The organism is Pseudomonas sp. S32 (genome assembly GCF_016648095.1).
In the GTDB taxonomy this organism is placed as follows: domain Bacteria; phylum Pseudomonadota; class Gammaproteobacteria; order Pseudomonadales; family Pseudomonadaceae; genus Aquipseudomonas; species Aquipseudomonas parafulva.
Genome location: NZ_JACVVF010000069.1, coordinates 1 through 16,934, shown reverse-complemented (window position 1 = coordinate 16,934; position 16,934 = coordinate 1). Strand labels below are relative to the sequence as shown.

Annotated in this window: 13 protein-coding genes; 6 read left to right on the top strand and 7 right to left on the bottom strand. The window is 62.3% G+C overall.

Going from position 1 to position 16,934, the window contains the following annotated elements:
- Positions 1–237: 237 nt before the first annotated feature.
- From IAE38_RS22435 to IAE38_RS22425, 3 genes are all read right to left on the bottom strand, one after another.
- The gene (locus tag IAE38_RS22435; protein ID WP_201219346.1) at positions 238–1,503 is read right to left on the bottom strand and encodes an OmpP1/FadL family transporter; all 1,266 of its coding nucleotides are present in this window, start codon (positions 1,501–1,503) and stop codon (positions 238–240) included.
- A gap of 146 nt (positions 1,504–1,649) precedes the next feature.
- A complete protein-coding gene (locus tag IAE38_RS22430) occupies positions 1,650–2,132 on the bottom strand; it encodes a hypothetical protein (protein ID WP_028633694.1) in 483 nt (160 codons plus the stop codon).
- Between the two features lie 248 nt (positions 2,133–2,380).
- Positions 2,381–2,605 (bottom strand): hypothetical protein, encoded by a 225-nt coding sequence (locus tag IAE38_RS22425; RefSeq protein WP_028633693.1) that lies wholly within the window; start codon positions 2,603–2,605, stop codon positions 2,381–2,383.
- A 948-nt stretch (positions 2,606–3,553) separates the two neighbouring features.
- On the opposite strand from IAE38_RS22425, the gene IAE38_RS22420 reads away from it, so the two are divergent.
- Both IAE38_RS22420 and rmuC read left to right on the top strand, forming a co-directional pair.
- On the top strand, positions 3,554–3,970 hold the full coding sequence (locus tag IAE38_RS22420; RefSeq protein ID WP_201219344.1) for a tetratricopeptide repeat protein: 417 nt from the start codon (positions 3,554–3,556) through the stop codon (positions 3,968–3,970).
- Between the two features lie 201 nt (positions 3,971–4,171).
- Positions 4,172–5,545: a DNA recombination protein RmuC gene (gene rmuC, locus IAE38_RS22415; protein ID WP_161629588.1), complete on the top strand. Its 1,374-nt coding sequence runs from the start codon at positions 4,172–4,174 to the stop codon at positions 5,543–5,545.
- Here the strand turns inward: rmuC and IAE38_RS22410 are convergent.
- A complete protein-coding gene (locus tag IAE38_RS22410) occupies positions 5,517–8,993 on the bottom strand; it encodes a hybrid sensor histidine kinase/response regulator (protein ID WP_060481318.1) in 3,477 nt (1,158 codons plus the stop codon). The two genes, rmuC and IAE38_RS22410, sit on opposite strands and share 29 nt — an antisense overlap.
- A 223-nt stretch (positions 8,994–9,216) precedes the next feature.
- On the opposite strand from IAE38_RS22410, the gene IAE38_RS22405 reads away from it, so the two are divergent.
- The 4 genes from IAE38_RS22405 to IAE38_RS22390 all read left to right on the top strand — a co-directional run bounded on the left by IAE38_RS22405 (position 9,217) and on the right by IAE38_RS22390 (position 14,212).
- Positions 9,217–9,948: a GntR family transcriptional regulator gene (locus IAE38_RS22405; RefSeq protein ID WP_201219342.1), complete on the top strand. Its 732-nt coding sequence runs from the start codon at positions 9,217–9,219 to the stop codon at positions 9,946–9,948.
- 126 nt (positions 9,949–10,074) lie between these two features.
- On the top strand, positions 10,075–11,349 hold the full coding sequence (locus IAE38_RS22400; protein ID WP_201219340.1) for an MFS transporter: 1,275 nt from the start codon (positions 10,075–10,077) through the stop codon (positions 11,347–11,349).
- Between the two features lie 21 nt (positions 11,350–11,370).
- On the top strand, positions 11,371–12,204 hold the full coding sequence (locus IAE38_RS22395) for an amidohydrolase family protein (protein WP_201219338.1): 834 nt from the start codon (positions 11,371–11,373) through the stop codon (positions 12,202–12,204).
- A 130-nt stretch (positions 12,205–12,334) separates the two neighbouring features.
- Positions 12,335–14,212 (top strand): 1-acyl-sn-glycerol-3-phosphate acyltransferase, encoded by a 1,878-nt coding sequence (locus IAE38_RS22390; RefSeq protein WP_201164009.1) that lies wholly within the window; start codon positions 12,335–12,337, stop codon positions 14,210–14,212.
- Positions 14,213–14,219: 7 nt separating this feature from the next.
- On the opposite strand, the gene sugE is transcribed toward IAE38_RS22390, so the two are convergent.
- The 3 genes from sugE to rdgC all read right to left on the bottom strand — a co-directional run bounded on the left by sugE (position 14,220) and on the right by rdgC (position 16,668).
- On the bottom strand, positions 14,220–14,537 hold the full coding sequence (sugE, locus tag IAE38_RS22385) for a quaternary ammonium compound efflux SMR transporter SugE (protein WP_028633685.1): 318 nt from the start codon (positions 14,535–14,537) through the stop codon (positions 14,220–14,222).
- Between the two features lie 137 nt (positions 14,538–14,674).
- Positions 14,675–15,637 carry a bile acid:sodium symporter family protein gene (locus IAE38_RS22380; protein WP_201219336.1) on the bottom strand — a complete coding sequence of 321 codons (963 nt, stop codon included), beginning with the start codon at positions 15,635–15,637 and terminating at the stop codon, positions 14,675–14,677.
- 110 nt (positions 15,638–15,747) lie between these two features.
- Positions 15,748–16,668 carry a recombination-associated protein RdgC gene (rdgC, locus tag IAE38_RS22375; RefSeq protein ID WP_028633683.1) on the bottom strand — a complete coding sequence of 307 codons (921 nt, stop codon included), beginning with the start codon at positions 16,666–16,668 and terminating at the stop codon, positions 15,748–15,750.
- Positions 16,669–16,934: the final 266 nt, after the last annotated feature.

Sequence of the window (16,934 nt, the reverse complement as noted above, 5' to 3'; positions counted from 1 at the left end):
GCCAAGACCAAAGTAACCCGCCGGAAGGGCGGAAAGGTGACTAAGCGCCACTTGCGCTAAAGAATGTTTGCTCGTAACACGCGCCCACATTAAAAATATTAGCAGTTAGCACTTTAATTGCATCGAGTGGACGCCTGCAGACTCTATAGCCCATTCAAAAAAGCTAACTCAGCACACCCACCCACACACCAAACAAAAAAACCGCCACAAGGGCGGTTTTTCACACATAACGTACCATCAGAACCGATACGTCAGCGAAGCCCCCACGCCATGAGCACTGTTCTCGTACTTGGCCCGGTAGCTACCCTTCGTCGCACTCACCTGATTAACCTTCGTGTCTTCTTCCCACAGATAGGAGTAAGCCACATCGATGGTCATGTCGTCGCTCGGGCTCCACCCAGCCCCCAGGCTGAAGATCTTGCGATCGCCGGTAGGGATGCGTGGCGAACGGTCCTGGTTGTTGGTCGGCGACTGGTCAACCGTGAAGCCGGTGCGCAGCACCCACTCCTTGTTGACCTTGTACGACGCACCCACGGCGTGCGCCCAGGTGTCATGCCAGTTCTGCTCTTCCGAAATCGTCTGGAACGCTGAACCCACCAGCGGGCGGGGTACATCATTCTGCACCGTGATGTCTTTCAGGCGGCTCCAACGCGTCCAGGTGCTGCCCGCGTACAAGGTCCACTGGTCATCCAGTTCGTGGGTGACCGACAAGTCCACCGACTCAGGTGTCTTGATTTTCAGGCTTGCATCGTACTTGCTGCCGCTGTACGGCCCGATCAACGGGGTAGTGACCTTTGTCTTGCCTTCGAGCTTGTAGTCCACCATCGAGTGGTAGGTCAGGCCGATACGGGTGCGGTCGGTGGCCTGCACCAGCAGGCCGATGTTGTAGCCGACTGCAGTATCGTCGCCCTTGATCTTCACTTCACCATCATTGCGCCCCGGGGTGCGCGGGTTGATCAGGTTCGAGCCCAGTTCACCCTTGATACGGTTGATGGTAGGGCCGAAACCGATCGATACCTTGTCGTTGAAGGCATAGCTGACGGTTGGCTGGAAGGTGACCACCTCTACGTGGCTCTTCTTGCCCCAGTAACGTGCAGCGTCGTCGCTGCCGTAGTCGGTGACCAGGCCAAACGGCACGTAGACACCGAAGCCAACGCTCCAGTGGTCATCGATAGGTTTGACGTAGTAACCCATGGGTACCCCGACGACCGGTACCATGTCACCGTCGGTTTCCCCCCCAAGATTGCTACCTGGGCCTGAGATATCCGACTTGGCGATGACCGCCGCGCCGCCCACGGTAACCTGCTGGCGCTTGATGCGGGACATGCCGGCCGGGTTGCCATACACAGTACTGGCATCTTCGGCAGATGAGGAACGTCCCGCGAAACCTGTCCCCATGCCGCTAACGCTTTGTTCGTTCAGGGCGAAACCGCTGGCGAACAGTTGGCCGGACGCGAGCGTGACGGCGAGGCTGAGGGAGGTTTTGAGCATGACTTTTTTCATTATTAGAAACTCCTTGGGATCTCCGAGGCGAAAAGCTACCAACAAATTGCGCGGCGCGCTATAGCCGCAAACACCGAAGATAGAGCGGTTTTGTAGGACAATCCGACCAAAATTCCTTTTTTTCTGGTTAAGTTGTAAGACCCTTCTCAAGACAGTTGAGGTAGTTTCTGATTAATGCAGGTTTCCCACGCTTCCGTAAAATCGCGCAGCCGCCCCTGAGGGCTGAACACCTGTCGCCATATGCGCGCCAGTGCTTGAAGGTCGTCTGCGGGAGGAAGCAGGGGTGCCTGGGCCTCGACCAGCATCCACGCGATGGCGGTGGAGTAGCGCAGGTTGACGGTCAGTTCAAGGTGCGGGCTGCCGAGAAAGGCGTGTTGGCTGGCCAGGCCGCGTACCAGGCTGGCGAGTTCAGGGTCCAGGGCCAGGTATTCGTCCCACACGGCTCGGTGGCGGTGCTCGCCGATACGGTAAAGCCCGTGGCCACGTCGATCGTGCAGTGCAGACCCGAGCGCCGACTGGCTTGCGGCAATGCCGAGCAACAACGCTTCAGCGCTGGCGCAGTGACGGTTCAGGTAGGCCAGAGTGGGCCGAATGACATGCTGACAGAGTTCCTTCGCCGCAATACCCATGATGCCCTCGAGCAGTAAGGGACCGACGGGCGCTGGAGCTTGGCAGCTGGTGAATGGTCAGGCCCGCCGGAAGCGGCAAGCGCCGCTCGAGTTGAAGTGTAGTGTGATAATCATGGTGTAAAGGGCTGTTTTTAAATCGATTGCTGCCAGAGTCGACCAGCCATATGCCCTAAGGCAATTACGCTGGGTCTGCTCAGGCAGGCTTGCGATGGGGGTATTCAGCGCTTGAATGGCCCAGCATTCTCCGCTCACGCGGTGAGCGACTGGCGGGTCCGGGCAATGATCGCCTGCAGCGGCTCGCTGCGGCTGTACTGCTCAGGGTACAAGCGTTCGGTGTGGCAGGCGATGCCATGTTCGTCCACCAGGGTGAAGCTGAAGCTACCCTTGCGTGGGGCCACGATCAGGCACTTCAGTGGGGAGAAGGCTTGGGAAAGGGTGCCAATGGCAGCCTGAATTTGGTGATGAGTTTGCATATTGTTGGAAGTTTCCTGCGTTGAACACGGGGATTAGGATCCGTGCATGATAGAAACGTTCCAGTGACGCCTTTATTAAGGGACGAGAGAACCCGACTGGAACAATGCAGCCAGAGGGAGCGCAATCAAGTAGTGGGCGCTTGGGCTGACTGGTAGGTACTTCAGAGGGCAGGCAGCACGCCGGGGCCAGGGTTCTGGGCCATCGGGTGGGATCCTGATCAATCTGTCATGTGATTCATTGGCGTACAGCCTATTGGCTGCCGGGCGAATCATCTAAGGGGCCGGTCCTGGTTTCAGCAGTACGCTGTTGGGGAAGCGAATCTGCAAGGACACTGTTGGCCAGAATTGACTTTCAGCTTGGTACTAACGAGGGGCACCTTACCGGAGCGTCATAAGCTTGGCAAGCATTATTTTCTGCGAAGCAAGCCGAGCAGTATGTTCGAATTTTCTCAGGCTGTGAAGGGGCGGCCATGCTGCTTTTAGGGGCAGTATCGAGACAGCGGATACCCGAACGGATGTTTTCGCACGGCTTGTGCACATTCGGTGTGGCCGCTGTAACACCCCCGCAACACGCAGCGAAGCCTTCGCCAATGACTTGACTGGCCAGTTAAGTCAATGAAAAAAAACACTATTTTTAACTGGTGAAAAAATCGTCAGTTTGTCAGGAGGCCATATACCATGCGGCTTTGAGGGGGGTAGGAAGGGGTTGTCCACCGAGTTATCCACAGGAACTGTGGATTGTCCCAAGCGCTTGCTCTAGCCCGGGCATGGCGCGGCCAGAATGCCTTCCAACTCGTTTAGGTGGGTAAGCCCAGGCCTCCACTCATTACCCTGACTACGTCAAGAAACGATCACATGAAATTTTTTTAAAAATTAGCCGTCGCGTTGGGCCGATGTCGGGAAAAGGAGTAGAGTGGCGCGCTTTTCGATTTGCCTGCCCCTGTTGCCATGAAGTCTCTCGGTAAAACCTCCGTCAACACCGCCACAGCTGCTGCGCCCCCCGACCGCAGGTTCTCGCTCAAGGTTGCCCTGTGGTTGCTGGATAACCCACGGCTGAATGAAAAGCCCAAGGTCAAGCACCTGGCTGGCCGCTTGCTCAAACGGCCAGCTCGCCAAGGCGTGGTGGTTGCGCAGAGCCGGTTGGGGCAGATGTTGTGTCGCGACTGTGGCAGCGCGCGCGACCGCCGCATTGGTCATGACCTGCTGCGTCAGGCCGCACGGGGCGGTGATCGCCGGGCTCAGCTGGAATACGCACGTGTTTGCCAGCACAGTGCCCCGGACCAGGCCCGGTTCTGGTTGGAGCTGGCCGCAGGCCAGGGGTCGCATGAGGCTCGCACACTGCTGCACCAGTGGTTCGGCACCTGAAGCACGCCTGGTCGCGCGTAGCGCGGGCAACCCTCCCGCCGGGCTGATAAGCTGCCCCCCTTTGCCAGAACAGTAATCGGGGTAAGCATGACAGTTGATCTGGCCAGCGTCCTGCTGGGTTTGGTGGCGGGGGCGGTGCCTGGCCTGGTGTGGGCCATGCAGCTACAGCGTGGGCAAGGGGCGCGGCACGCAGCTCAGGCACTGCTGGAAGAGCGCCTCAACGCAGCCCAGCTGGCCCAGGCCGGTCTGCAGGCGCAACTGGACGCCAGCCGTGACGAGGTCAGCGACCTCAGCGAAGCCAACACCGCCAAGCAGGCCCAGCTCGCCGCCCAGGGCCGTGAGCTGGAGTTGCTGCAGGTCGAGCGCGACAACGCCCGCGATGCCTCCCATGCCTGGAACCTGGAACGCGCCAACCGCGAGGCCGAGCTGCGTCGCCTGGAGGCGCAGGCAGCGCGCCTGGAAGCGGAGCTGCGTGAGCAGCAGGAAAGCCATCAGCAGCGCCTGGAGGATCTGCAGGAAGCCCGCGAGACGTTGCGTGCCCAGTTCGCCGACATGGCCACAAAAATTTTCGACGAGCGCGAGCAGCGTTTTGCCCAAACCAGCCAACAGCACCTGGGGCAATTGCTCGACCCGCTGAAGGAACGTATCCAGTCGTTCGAAAAGCGCGTGGAGGAAAGCTACCAGCAGGAAGCTCGCGAGCGTTTCTCGCTTGGCAAGGAACTGGAGCGCCTGCAACAGCTCAATCTGCGCCTGTCAGACGAAGCCACCAACCTGACCCAGGCGTTGAAAGGGCAGAAAACCCAGGGCAACTGGGGTGAGCTCATTCTGGAGCGGGTGCTGGAGCACGCCGGCCTTGAGAAGGGCCGCGAGTACCAGACCCAGGTGAGCCTCAAGAGCGCCGATGGCGAGCGCTTCCAGCCGGACGTGCTGATCATGCTGCCCGGCGACAAGCAGGTGGTGGTGGATGCCAAGGTCAGCCTCACCGCCTACCAGCAGTACGTGGCTGGCAACGACGAAGCGGCGCTCAAGCAACATGTGCAATCGCTGCGCAGCCACGTCAAAGGTTTGTCCAGCAAGGACTACAGCCGGCTCGAAGGCTTGCACAGCCTCGATTTCGTGCTGTTGTTCGTGCCTATCGAGGCAGCGTTCTCTGCCGCCCTGCAGGCAGAGCCGAACCTGTTCCAGGAAGCCTTCGACCGGCAGATCGTGATTGTCAGCCCGACCACCCTGCTGGCCACCCTGCGCGTCATCGACAGCCTGTGGAAGCAGGAGCGTCAGGGCCAGAACGCCCGCGAAATCGCCGAGCGCGCCGGGTGGCTGTACGACAAGTTCGTGCTGTTCATCCAGGACCTGGACGAGCTGGGCAGCCGCTTGCAACAAGTGGACAAGGCCTACGCCGCTGCGCGCAACAAGCTGTGCGAGGGGCGCGGCAACCTGGTCAGCCGCAGCGAGCAGCTCAAGTTGCTGGGGGCCAGGGCCAGCAAGAGCCTGCCACCCAGCTTGCTGGAGCGGGCCCTGAGCGATGAGGCGGTGCCAGGGGAAGCGCTTACTGAACCAGGCTCAGATGACGGTTGAGCAGGGCCCGCAACGCCGCTGGCTTGACCGGCTTGGCCAGGAAGTCCAGGCCCGCAGCATGCACCAGCCCGAGGGTTTCCTTGCTGCCATCGGCACTGATCACCACCCCCGGTACCGGTTCGCCCAGCCGCGCCCGTAGCCAGCCCATCAGGCCGGTGCCGGTGTCGCCGTCATCCAGGTGGTAGTCCACCAGGGCCAGGTGCGGGCGCATGCCGTCTGCCAGCAGCGCTTCGCATTCGGCGCGGCTGCGGGCCGTCCACACCTGGCAGCCCCAGCGGCTGAGCAGGCTGTTCATGCCAATCAGAATGCTGTCTTCATTGTCCACGCACAGTACCTGCAGGCCAGCCAGCGGCTCGCTGCGTTGTTCCAGCGGCGCGGTGGTGGCCGCCGCGGCCTGGCGGGCGATGGGGACGCTGACCCGGAACACCGTGCCCTTACCAGGCCACGAGCGCACCTCCAGGGAGTGCCCCAGTACCCGGCACAGGCCGTCGGCGATCGCCAGGCCCAGGCCCAGGCCTTTTTCGGCACGGGTCTGGTGGCTGTCCAGGCGCTTGAACTCCTGGAAGATCACCTGCAGCTTGTCATCGGCGATACCTGGGCCACGGTCCCACACCTCCAGCCACAGCCGCTCGCCCTGGCGACGGGCGCCCAGCAAGATCGGGCTTTTGCCGTAGCGAAGGGCATTGGTGAGGAAGTTTTGCAGTACCCGGCGCAGCAGTTTCATATCGCTGTCCACCCGCAGGCGGCTGCCGCGCAGACGGAACTCCAGGCCTTTTTCGGCAGCCAGCACCTTGAACTCGGCACCCAGTGTGTCGAACAGTTCGTTAAGGGCGAATGGCTTGGCGTCCGGGGTGATCTTGCCGTTTTCAAGCCGCGAGATATCCAGCAGGTCGCTGATCAGTTCCTCGGCAGAGCGCAGCGAGCTGTCCATGTGCTGGACCAATTGCCGGGCTTCCGTAGTCATGCCTTCGGCCTGCTGGGAAAGGGCCGCAGAGAACAGCCTTGCCGCGTTCAACGGCTGCATCAGGTCGTGGCTGACCGCAGCCAGAAAGCGCGTCTTGGACTGGCTGACCGCCTCGGCATGGCTCTTGGCTTCGGTCAGCGCCTGGTTCAGTTGCGACAGCTCGTGGGTGCGCTCTGCTACGCGCTGTTCCAGGCCCTCATTGGCGTCCCGCAGCGCCTGCTCGGCTTCGCGGAACGGGGTGATGTCGGTAAAGCTCATCACGAACCCGCCCCCCGGCATGGGGTTGCCGATCAGCTCGATCACGCGGCCGTTGGGGAACAACCGCTCGGAAGAGTGCGCCCGGCCCTGGCGCATCCAGTGCAGGCGCCGCGCCACGTGCACCTGGGCCTCGCCGGGCCCGCACAGGCCGCGCTCGGCGTTGTAGCGGATGATGTCGGCGATGGGCCGGCCCACGCTGATCAGCCCCTCCGGGTAGTTGAACAGCTCCAGGTACCGGCGGTTCCAGGCCACCAGGTGCAGGTTCTGGTCGACCACGCTGATGCCCTGGTTGATGTTCTCGATGGCGCCTTGCAGCAGTGCGCGGTTGAACTGCAGCACCTCACTGGCCTCGTCGGCAATGCGCACCACGTCCTCCAGCTGCATGTCGCGGCCTTCGATGGCGGCCTTGACCACCGCCCGCGTGGAGGACGTGCCCAGTACCCCGGCCAGCAGGCGTTCGGTATGCTCGATCCAGTCGCCGTCGGCGTTCTGGTTGGGGTTGAAGCCCTTGCCCTGGCGGTAGGCGAAACGGATGAAGCTCTGCCGGGCACGCTCTTCGCCGACAAAACGCGAGGCCAGGGTCAGCAAGTCGTCGATCTGCACCGCCAGCAAGGGCTTGCTGCTGGGGCGGGCGCTGGTTTGCTGGCCGATGAAGCGGCCCGCCTGCCAATGTTCCGACACCCGTGTGCGCGACAGCACCGACACCCAGGCGAACAGTGTGAAGTTGCCGGCCAGTGACAACACTACCCCCTGGGTGAGCGGGCTGATCGGCAGGTTCAGCGGGTTGCCGTGCAGCCACGCCAGCCCCGGGAACAGTTGCAATGACCAGCCGACGCTGTGGGCGGCAATGGGCAGTACCAGCGTGTAGAACCACAGGAAGATGCCGGCTGCCAGCCCGGCAAACACGCCACGGCGGTTGGCCTGCTTCCAGTAGAGTGCCCCGAGCATGGCCGGCGTCAGCTGGGTAACGGCGGCGAACGCAATTTGGCCGATGGTAGCCAGGCTGGCGGTAGAGCCCAGCAGGCGGTAGCTGACGTAAGCGAGCAGCAGGATCACCACGATGGTCACCCGGCGTACCGAAAGCATCCAGTGGCGGAACACCTCGAATGGCCGTTCGGCGTTGTTGCGCCGCAGCAGCCACGGCAGCAGCATGTCGTTGGACACCATGGTCGACAGCGCTACCGCCTCGACAATCACCATGCCGGTGGCCGCCGAGGCGCCGCCGATGAACGCCAGCAGGGCCAGGCTGGGGTGGGCTTCGGCCAGTGGCAGGCTGATGACGAACGAGTCGGACATCACCGTCCCCGGCAACAGCATCTGCCCGGCGAGGGCGATGGGCACCACGAACAGCGCGGCCAGCGCCAGGTACATCGGAAATACCCAGCGCGCCAGGCGCATGTCCTGGGGTTCGATGTTTTCCACCACGGTGACGTGAAACTGCCGCGGCAGGCAGATGATGGCCATCATCGCCACGGCGGTCTGCACCACCATCGACGGCCAGTTGATTGTTTCTTGCCAGTAGTCCTGCAGATGGATGGATTGCCGCGCCTGAGTGAACAGGTCATCGAAGCCGTCGTAAAGGTTGAAGACCACGAAGATACCCACCGCCAGAAACGCCAGCAGCTTGATCAGCGACTCGAAGGCGATGGCCAGCACCATGCCACGGTGGTGTTCGGTGACATCCAGGCTGCGGGTGCCGAACACGATGGCGAACACGGCAAGCACCAGCGAAACTACCAGTGCGGTGTCCTGCACCCGGGTACCGGTGGCGTCGGCATTGGCGCCAATCAGCAGGTTCACGCCCAGCACGATGCCCTTTAACTGCAGGGCGATATAGGGCAGTACGCCCACCAGGCAGATCAGCGCCACCACCACCGCCAGGGTTTGCGACTTGCCGTAACGTGCGGCGATGAAGTCGGCGATCGACGTGATGTTCTGCTGCTTGCTGATCAGCACCATCTTCTGCACCACCCAGGGTGCAAAGATGAGCAGCAGCACCGGCCCCAGGTAAATGGGTAAAAACGCCCACAACTGCTCGGCGGCCTGGCCGACGGCGCCGAAGAATGTCCAGCTGGTGCAATACACCGCCAGCGACAGGCTGTACACCCAGGCGCGCAACTTCGGCGGCAGCGGCGTGCTGCGGCGGTCGCCGTAGAACGCGATGGCGAACATGATGGCCATATAGGCGAGGGCGACCACGGCGATCAACCCGCTGGACAACGACATGAAGACTCCGAAGCAAAAAAATAACGTGGCCCGATGGGTCAGTCTGGCACGGGCAGCGCCTTGTCGTCAGCGCCGACATTGGTCGCAGTGGCAGGTCGTCGCAGCCCACGGCCGCAGGGGCCCCGATGGCGCCGACGGGCGGAGGATTGACAGGCTACAGGTGAAAGCGAATACTCCCCTCAAATTCATATATATGTCTATATAACAAGATGAGGGCTTACCCATGCACCCCCTGACCGGTGATGCTCGACTGCCTCGCTACCAGCAACTGCGCGACCACATGGTCACCCAGATCGCCAACAACCGCTGGCGCCCGGGTGAGGCAATACCCACCGAGGCGGCGCTGGCTGCCGAATTCGACATGTCGGTAGGCACCGTGCGCAAGGCCGTGGACGTGCTGGTTGCCGAAGGCGTGCTGGAGCGTCAGCAGGGCCGGGGTACCTTCATCCGGCGGCCACAGTTCCAGTCTTCGTTGTTTCGCTTCTTCCGGTTCGAAACGGCCAATGGCGAGCGCGTGGTCCCCGAGAGCCGCATCCTGGCAATCACAGCCGTACCCGCACCCTCTGCCGTGGCCCAGGCGCTGGGTTTGGGCGCGCAGGCAGAAGTCATCCGCATGCAGCGTATTCGCCTGTTGGGGGCCCAACCGGTACTGGCCGAGGAAATCTGGCTGCCACGCCAGCCCTTCAAGGCCCTGCTGGAGGTCGACCTGGACAGCAAGGGGCCGTTGCTTTACCCGATCTACGAGCACCTGTGTGGCCAAGTGGTGGCCTCGGCCGAAGAGACCCTGACGGCCGAAGCGGTGGACGCGGTGCATGGCCGCCTGTTGCACCTGCCGGCCGACAGCCCGGTGGTGGTGATCGAGCGCCTGGCCCGCGACTACGCCGGCAAACCGCTTGAATGGCGCCGCTCGCGCGGCCATGCGCAGCACTTCCGCTACCGCATCGACATTCGTTAAGCCGGTCGTTCCTGCTTTTACCTGCCTGCGCCCTCACGCCGGGGCGCAGTGGTTTCGCCTGCCCGTTGGCCCATGCAGCAGCAAGGGTGACCGGTTGAAACACACACAACTAGAAGGATAACAATCATGTTCAGCTGGTACCGCCAGATCACCTCACGGGAACGCAAGACGTTCTGGGCCTGCTTCGGCGGCTGGTCGCTCGATGCACTGGAAGTGCAGATGTTCGGCCTGGCCATCCCCGCGCTTATTGCTGCCTTTTCGCTGTCAAAGGGTGATGCCGGCCTGATCAGCGGCCTGACCCTGGTAACCTCGGCCATCGGTGGCTGGCTGGGTGGCACGTTGTCCGACCGCTACGGGCGCGTGCGCGTCCTGCAGTGGATGATCCTCTGGTTCTCGTTCTTCACCTTCCTCTCGGCCTTCGTCACAGGCTTCTACCCGTTGCTGTTCGTCAAGGCCATGCAGGGCTTTGGTATTGGTGGCGAGTGGGCTGCCGGCGCGGTGCTGATGGCTGAAACCATCAACCCCAAGTACCGGGGTAAGGTCATGGGCACCGTGCAGAGCGCCTGGGCAGTGGGCTGGGGCCTGGCCGTGGCACTGTTCACGCTGATCTACTCGCTGGTGCCGCAGGAATTTGCCTGGCGGGTGATGTTCTTCGTCGGCCTGTTGCCGTCGTTGCTGATCATCTGGGTGCGCCGCAACGTGCCTGAGCCGGACAGCTTCCAGCGGCTGCAGAAAGAACAGGTCATCCCTGGCAGTTTCTTCAAGTCCATGGCCGGTATCTTCCGCCCTGAGCTGCTGCGGGTAACCCTGTTGGGCGGGCTGCTGGGCCTGGGGGCGCATGGGGGTTACCACGCGGTGATGACCTGGCTGCCGACCTTCCTCAAAACCGAGCGCAACCTGTCGGTGCTCAACTCCGGGGGCTACCTGGCCGTCATCATCCTGGCCTTCTGGTGCGGGTGCGTGGTCAGTGGCCTGTTGATCGACCGCATTGGCCGGCGCAAGAACATCCTGCTGTTCGCCGTGTGCTGCGTGCTCACTGTGCAGGCTTATGTGTTTTTCCCGCTGAGCAACACGCAGATGCTCTTCCTGGGCTTCCCGCTGGGCTTCTTCGCCGCGGGCATTCCGGCCAGCCTGGGCGCGTTCTTCAACGAGCTGTACCCGGCCGATGTACGCGGTGCGGGGGTAGGCTTCTGCTACAACTTCGGCCGCGTGCTGTCGGCGGTGTTCCCGTTCCTTGTCGGGCACATGAGCGAATCCATGTCGCTGGGCGCCGCCATCGGCATCGACGCCGGCATTGCCTATGGCGTGGCCGTTATCGCTGCGCTTTGCCTGCCGGAAACCCGCGGCCGCAACCTGCACGCCGCCATCACGCCGGACGCTGCCGGTGCGGTTGCCAAGTAACCTAACCTTATTATGAGTGCCATGCCCCACGAACCCGATTTACACATCACTGCCATCGACAGCCATGCCCACGTGTTCAGCCGTGGGCTGGCGATGGCGCAAGAACGGCGTTACGCGCCTGACTACGATGCGCCACTGGCCGAGTACCTGGGCCAGTTGCTTGCCCATGGCTTCAGCCACGGGGTGCTGGTGCAGCCCAGCTTTCTGGGCACCGACAACAGCTACCTGCTGGCTGCCCTGCAAGCTGCGCCTGGCCAACTGCGCGGAGTGGTGATGGTGGAGCCGAACGTGCAGCGCGAAACCCTCGATGCAATGGCCCGGCTGGGCGTACGGGGGGTGCGCCTCAATTTGATGGGGCTGGCGTTGCCGGACTTCTCGACCGGTGCATGGCGGCAGCTTTTCCAGCGGATTGGCGAGCAGGGCTGGCACCTCGAACTGCATCGACAGGTGGCAGACATCCCCGCGCTGGTTCGGGCATTGCAGCCCTATGGGCTGGACCTGGTCATTGACCACTTTGGCCGCCCCGACGCGCGCCAAGGTCTCGGGCAGCCCGGTTTTGCCGAGCTATTGACCCTGGGCGGGCTTGGCAACGTCTGGGTGAAGGTGTCCGGTATCTACCGTCTGGAAGGCAGCCCACAGCAAAACCTGGCCTTCGCCCGCCAGGCGTTGGGGGCGTTGGAGGCGCATTTTGGGGCCGAGCGGCTGATGTGGGGCAGCGATTGGCCGCATACCCAGCATGAGGCAGGGGTGAGTTTCGCCAGTGTGGTCGGGCAGTTCGACGCACTGGGTTGCGCGGCGCCACTGCGCCAGGCCCTGTTGGTCGATACGGCGCAACGGTTGTTCGGGTTCGACTGACACCAAGGGTGTGGCGTGCAACTCGCTGGAAACAGGCCTGTCCGTGGTGGTGGCAATTGTGGCTTCATAGAGGCCGCGTGCATCCCAATCAGATAACTGCCACCCATGGCTGAACCCAGGACCAAGGACGATGAGTCACTCCTCGCAATTCACCTTGCTCGGCAAGCGGCGCTTCCTGCCATTTTTCATCACCCAGTCGCTGGGTGCGTTCAACGACAACCTGTTCAAACAGTCGCTGATCCTGGCGATTCTGTTCAAGTTGAGCCTGGGTGATGGCGATCGCTCCATCTGGGTCAACCTGTGTGCCCTGCTGTTCATCCTGCCGTTTTTCCTGTTCTCGGCGCTGGGCGGGCAGTTTGGCGAGAAGTTTGCCAAGGACGCGCTTATCCGCGCGATCAAGCTTGCCGAAATCGGCATCATGTCGATAGGCGCGCTGGGCTTCGTCACCAACCACCTGGCCCTGATGCTGGTGGCCCTGTTCGGGATGGGGACCCATTCGGCGCTGTTCGGGCCGGTCAAGTATTCCATCCTGCCCCAGGCCCTGCGCGAACAGGAACTGGTAGGTGGCAATGGGCTGGTGGAAACCGGCACCTTCCTGGCCATCCTGGCCGGCACCATCGGCGCCGGGGTGATGATGTCCTCCGACGACTACGCCTGGGTGGTGGCCGGCGGTGTGGTCGGCACCGCTGTACTGGGCTACCTGGCCAGCCGCTGGATCCCGCGCGCGGCGGCGGCGTCGCCGCATGCGGTGCTGGACTGGAACATCTTCAAGCAGTCCTGGGTGATTCTGCGCATGGGGCTAGGGCAGCCGCCGGCAGTGTCTCGGTCGATCGTGGGCAACTCCTGGTTCTGGTTCGTCGGCGCCATCTACCTCACCCAGATCCCGGCCTACGCCAAGGACTGGCTGCACGGTGACGGCACGGTCGTTACGCTGGTGCTGACGCTGTTTTCGGTAGGCATCGCCCTGGGCTCGCTGCTGTGCGAGCGCCTGAGCGGGCGCAAGGTCGAGATCGGGCTGGTGCCGTTCGGCTCGTTCGGGCTGACCGTGTTCGGCCTGCTGTGGTGGTGGCACTCCGGCGACGTACCGGCGGCCGCTGCGCCCCACGACTGGCTGGCACTGCTGGGCATGAGCCAGGCCTGGTGGGTGCTGCTGTCCATCGTTGGCCTGGGCGTGTTCGGCGGTTTCTACATCGTGCCGCTGTATGCGCTGATCCAGGCCCGTACCGCCGAAGACCAGCGCGCCCGCGTGATTGCCGCCAACAACATTCTCAATGCGTTGTTCATGGTGGTTTCAGCGCTGCTGACCATTGCCCTGCTAGGCCTGGCCGGGTTCACCATCCCGCAGTTGTTCCTGGTGGTGTCGTTGCTGAACATTGCGGTCAACGCCTACATCTTCAGCATCGTGCCTGAATTCACCATGCGCTTTCTCATCTGGTTGCTCAGCCACTCGATGTACCGGGTAAAGCACCAAGGCCTGGAGCGTATACCGGACGAAGGGCCGGCATTGCTGGTGTGCAACCATGTGTCGTTCGTTGACGCGCTGCTGCTGGGCGGGGCCATCCGCCGGCCGATTCGTTTTGTCATGTATTACAAAATCTACAACCTGCCGGTGTTGAACTTCATTTTCCGCACCGCAGGTGCCATCCCGATTGCCGGGCGCAGCGAAGACCTGGCGACTTACGAACGCGCGTTCGCACGTATTGCCCAGTACCTGGCCGAAGGCGAGCTGGTGTGTATCTTCCCGGAAGGCAAGCTGTCGGCCGATGGGGAGATCGATGTGTTCAAGGGCGGCGTCAGTCACATTCTGGAACAAACGCCGGTGCCGGTCATTCCGTTGGCGCTGCAGGGGTTGTGGGGCAGCTTTTTCAGCCGTGACCCTGCCAAAGGGTTTTTCAAGCGGCTGTGGTCGCGGGTGACCATCGTGGCAGGCGCCGCCATCCCAGCGGAGGCGGCGCAGCCAGAGGTGTTGCGGGAGCAGGTAAGCCGCTTGCGCGGCGCCATGCGCTGACAGGCTGTTAGCTGGCGCTGACTTTGAGGCCCACCAGGCCACAGATAATCAGTGCCACGCTGACCAGCCGCACCAGGGCCATGGACTCACCAAACAGGATGATGCCGGCGATTACCGTGCCCACTGCACCTACGCCTGTCCAGATGGCGTAGGCGGTGCCCAGCGGCAGCTCTTTCATGGCCAGGCCCAGCAGGCCCAGGCTGACCGCCATGGCCGCGATGGTGAGGGCAGTAGGCAGGGGCTTGCTGAAACCATCGGTGTATTTCAGGCCAACGGCCCAGCCTACTTCGAACAGGCCGGCAAAGAACAGGATGATCCAGGACATGGTGCGTCTCCATCAGGTGGGATGATGGGGCCGTCCCCGGAATGATCACGCTCGGCGTCGTGAGGTCGTCCTCACAGTGCTTGCATGGTGCCGATCTGCCCGCTTCGGATCAAGAGGGCAGGGGCACGTAGTGCCGCTCAGCGGCCAGCGGTAGGTTCCCGAGGCGCGGTGCCTGCGTCGTCCATGCGCCGGAACCAGGTGGACAACAACGCACCGGAAATATTGTGCCAAACGCTGAACAGCGCGCTGGGCACCGCTGCCAGTGGCGAAAAATGCGCCGCCGCCAGCGCTGCCCCCAGCCCGGAGTTCTGCATGCCGACCTCCAGGGCCAGCGACTTGCGCTGGGCCAGCGGCAGTTTGCACAGCTTGCCAGTGAGGTAACCCAGCAGGTAGCCGAAGCTGTTGTGCAGTATTACCACCGCCATGATCAGCAAACCGGATTCGGCAATCTTGGCCTGGCTGGCCGCCACCACCGCGCACACGATCATGACGATGCTCACCACCGACACCAGTGGCAACACCTGTACCGCAGCCTGTACCCGTGCGCCCAGCAAGCGTTGCGCCAACACCCCTAGCACGATAGGCAGCATGACCAACTGCAAGATCGACCAGAACATGTCCATGAAGGACACCGGCAACCAGGCCGAGGCCAGGAACCAGATCAACGCGGGGGTGAGCAATGGCGCCAGCAAGGTGGTCACTGCGGCAATGGCTACCGCTAACGCCAGGTCGCCACGGGACAGCCAGACCATGACGTTGGACGCGGTGCCACTGGGGCAGCAGCCCACCAGAATCACACCCACGGCGATTTCAGGGGGTAGGTGAAACACCTGGCACAGCAGCCATGCCATGCCAGGCATGATCACGAAATGGGCCACCACCCCCAGCATCACGCGCCAGGGTTGGCGGGCGAGGGCGGCAAAGTCGTCCAGCTTGAGGGTGAGGCCCATGCCGAACATCACCAGCCCCAGCAGCGGTACGATGGCCACTTTCAGGGCAATGAACCACTGGGGTTGCAGAAAAGCCAGTAGGGCAAATACCAGCACCCACAGGGCAAAGGTGTTGCCGACGAAACGGCTGAGAGCGGCGAGCGCACGCATGGCAGGGAATTCTCCGGTTCAGCTGCAAGTAATAAAGAAGTGGCGCTTTGATCAGCGCCACTCGGTTGTGCTTGTTGTTGTAGCTTGCGGCCCAGGCTGCGCAGGCGCTGTCAGACGCCTTGGGGGATTTCTTCCCCGCCCAGGGCTTCGAACAGTGTGGGCAGGAACTCAGCGAAGGTCATCATCATCAGCTGGAAGCTGGCATCGAACTGCTGGGCGGCCTCGTCACCGCCGTCCTGCTCGGCCTGCTCTTGCAGCAGCTCTTCGAACTTCAGGCGTTTGATCACCATCTTGTCGTCCAGTACGAACGACAGTTTGTCTTGCCAGGCCATGGCCAGCTGGGTCACCACCTTGCCGGTGCTCAGGTGCAGCTGGATCTCCTCGCCGGTCAGGTCCTGGCGCTTGCAGCGCACGATGCCACCGTCTTCGGCGGTGTCGCGCAGCTCGCACTCATCCAGTACATAGAAGCCTTCGGCAGCCTGCTGCGACTTGACCCAGTCGGTCATGGTGGCGACCGGGGCGATCTTGACGGTAGCCGGGCGCACAGGCAGCGAGCCCATCACTTCGCGCAGGGTGGACAACAGGTCTTCGGCGCGCTTGGCACTGGCCGAGTTGACCAGCACCATGCCCAGGCGTGGGGCAATGGCGGCGAAGATCATCGAGCGGCGGATGAACGCACGCGGCAGGAACGCCTGGATGATTTCGTCCTTGATCTGGTCGCGTTCCTTTTTGTAAACCTTGCGCATCTGCTCGGTTTCGATCTCTTCGACCTTCTCCTTTACAGCGTCATTGACCACGCTGCTGGGCAGAATGCGTTCTTCCTTGCGGGCGGCAATCAGCAGGTATTCGCCGCTTACATGCACCAGGGGAGCGTCTTCGCCTTTACCGAACGGAGCGACGAAGCCATAGGTGGTCAGCTCCTGGCTGGCACAGGGGCGGGCCGGCTTGCTGGCCAATGCGGCTTCCAGCGCTTCAGCCTCGAAAGGCACATCCTGGGTCAGGCGATAGGTGAGCAGGTTCTTGAACCACATGAGGGGGGATCTCTCCTTAATGCATAAGGCGGGCATTATTCTCCGAGCGGCCCCCCGAGGCCAACCCTGTCAGAGGGCCAGTAGTCACTCCAGGGGCAATTAAACCGGCGGTTACGCTAGGTTATTGAAAGGCCTGCGTTTTTTTTCAAATATTTTTCAAAAAGAGCTTGCCAGGGTGGAATGCTCTCCGTAGAATGCGCGCCACACCGAGACGAAGGGTGATTAGCTCAGCCGGGAGAGCATCTGCCTTACAAGCAGAGGGTCGG

What these genes read in the sequence shown, in the direction of transcription:
- IAE38_RS22435 (WP_201219346.1), bottom strand. Translation starts at nt 1,503, where the DNA reads ATGAAAAAAGTCATGCTCAAAACCTCCCTCAGCCTCGCCGTCACGCTC.
- IAE38_RS22430 (WP_028633694.1), bottom strand. Translation starts at nt 2,132, where the DNA reads ATGGGTATTGCGGCGAAGGAACTCTGTCAGCATGTCATTCGGCCCACT.
- IAE38_RS22425 (WP_028633693.1), bottom strand. Translation starts at nt 2,605, where the DNA reads ATGCAAACTCATCACCAAATTCAGGCTGCCATTGGCACCCTTTCCCAA.
- IAE38_RS22420 (WP_201219344.1), top strand. Translation starts at nt 3,554, where the DNA reads ATGAAGTCTCTCGGTAAAACCTCCGTCAACACCGCCACAGCTGCTGCG.
- IAE38_RS22410 (WP_060481318.1), bottom strand. Translation starts at nt 8,993, where the DNA reads ATGTCGTTGTCCAGCGGGTTGATCGCCGTGGTCGCCCTCGCCTATATG.
- IAE38_RS22405 (WP_201219342.1), top strand. Translation starts at nt 9,217, where the DNA reads ATGCACCCCCTGACCGGTGATGCTCGACTGCCTCGCTACCAGCAACTG.
- IAE38_RS22400 (WP_201219340.1), top strand. Translation starts at nt 10,075, where the DNA reads ATGTTCAGCTGGTACCGCCAGATCACCTCACGGGAACGCAAGACGTTC.
- IAE38_RS22395 (WP_201219338.1), top strand. Translation starts at nt 11,371, where the DNA reads ATGCCCCACGAACCCGATTTACACATCACTGCCATCGACAGCCATGCC.
- IAE38_RS22390 (WP_201164009.1), top strand. Translation starts at nt 12,335, where the DNA reads ATGAGTCACTCCTCGCAATTCACCTTGCTCGGCAAGCGGCGCTTCCTG.
- sugE (WP_028633685.1), bottom strand. Translation starts at nt 14,537, where the DNA reads ATGTCCTGGATCATCCTGTTCTTTGCCGGCCTGTTCGAAGTAGGCTGG.
- IAE38_RS22380 (WP_201219336.1), bottom strand. Translation starts at nt 15,637, where the DNA reads ATGCGTGCGCTCGCCGCTCTCAGCCGTTTCGTCGGCAACACCTTTGCC.
- rdgC (WP_028633683.1), bottom strand. Translation starts at nt 16,668, where the DNA reads ATGTGGTTCAAGAACCTGCTCACCTATCGCCTGACCCAGGATGTGCCT.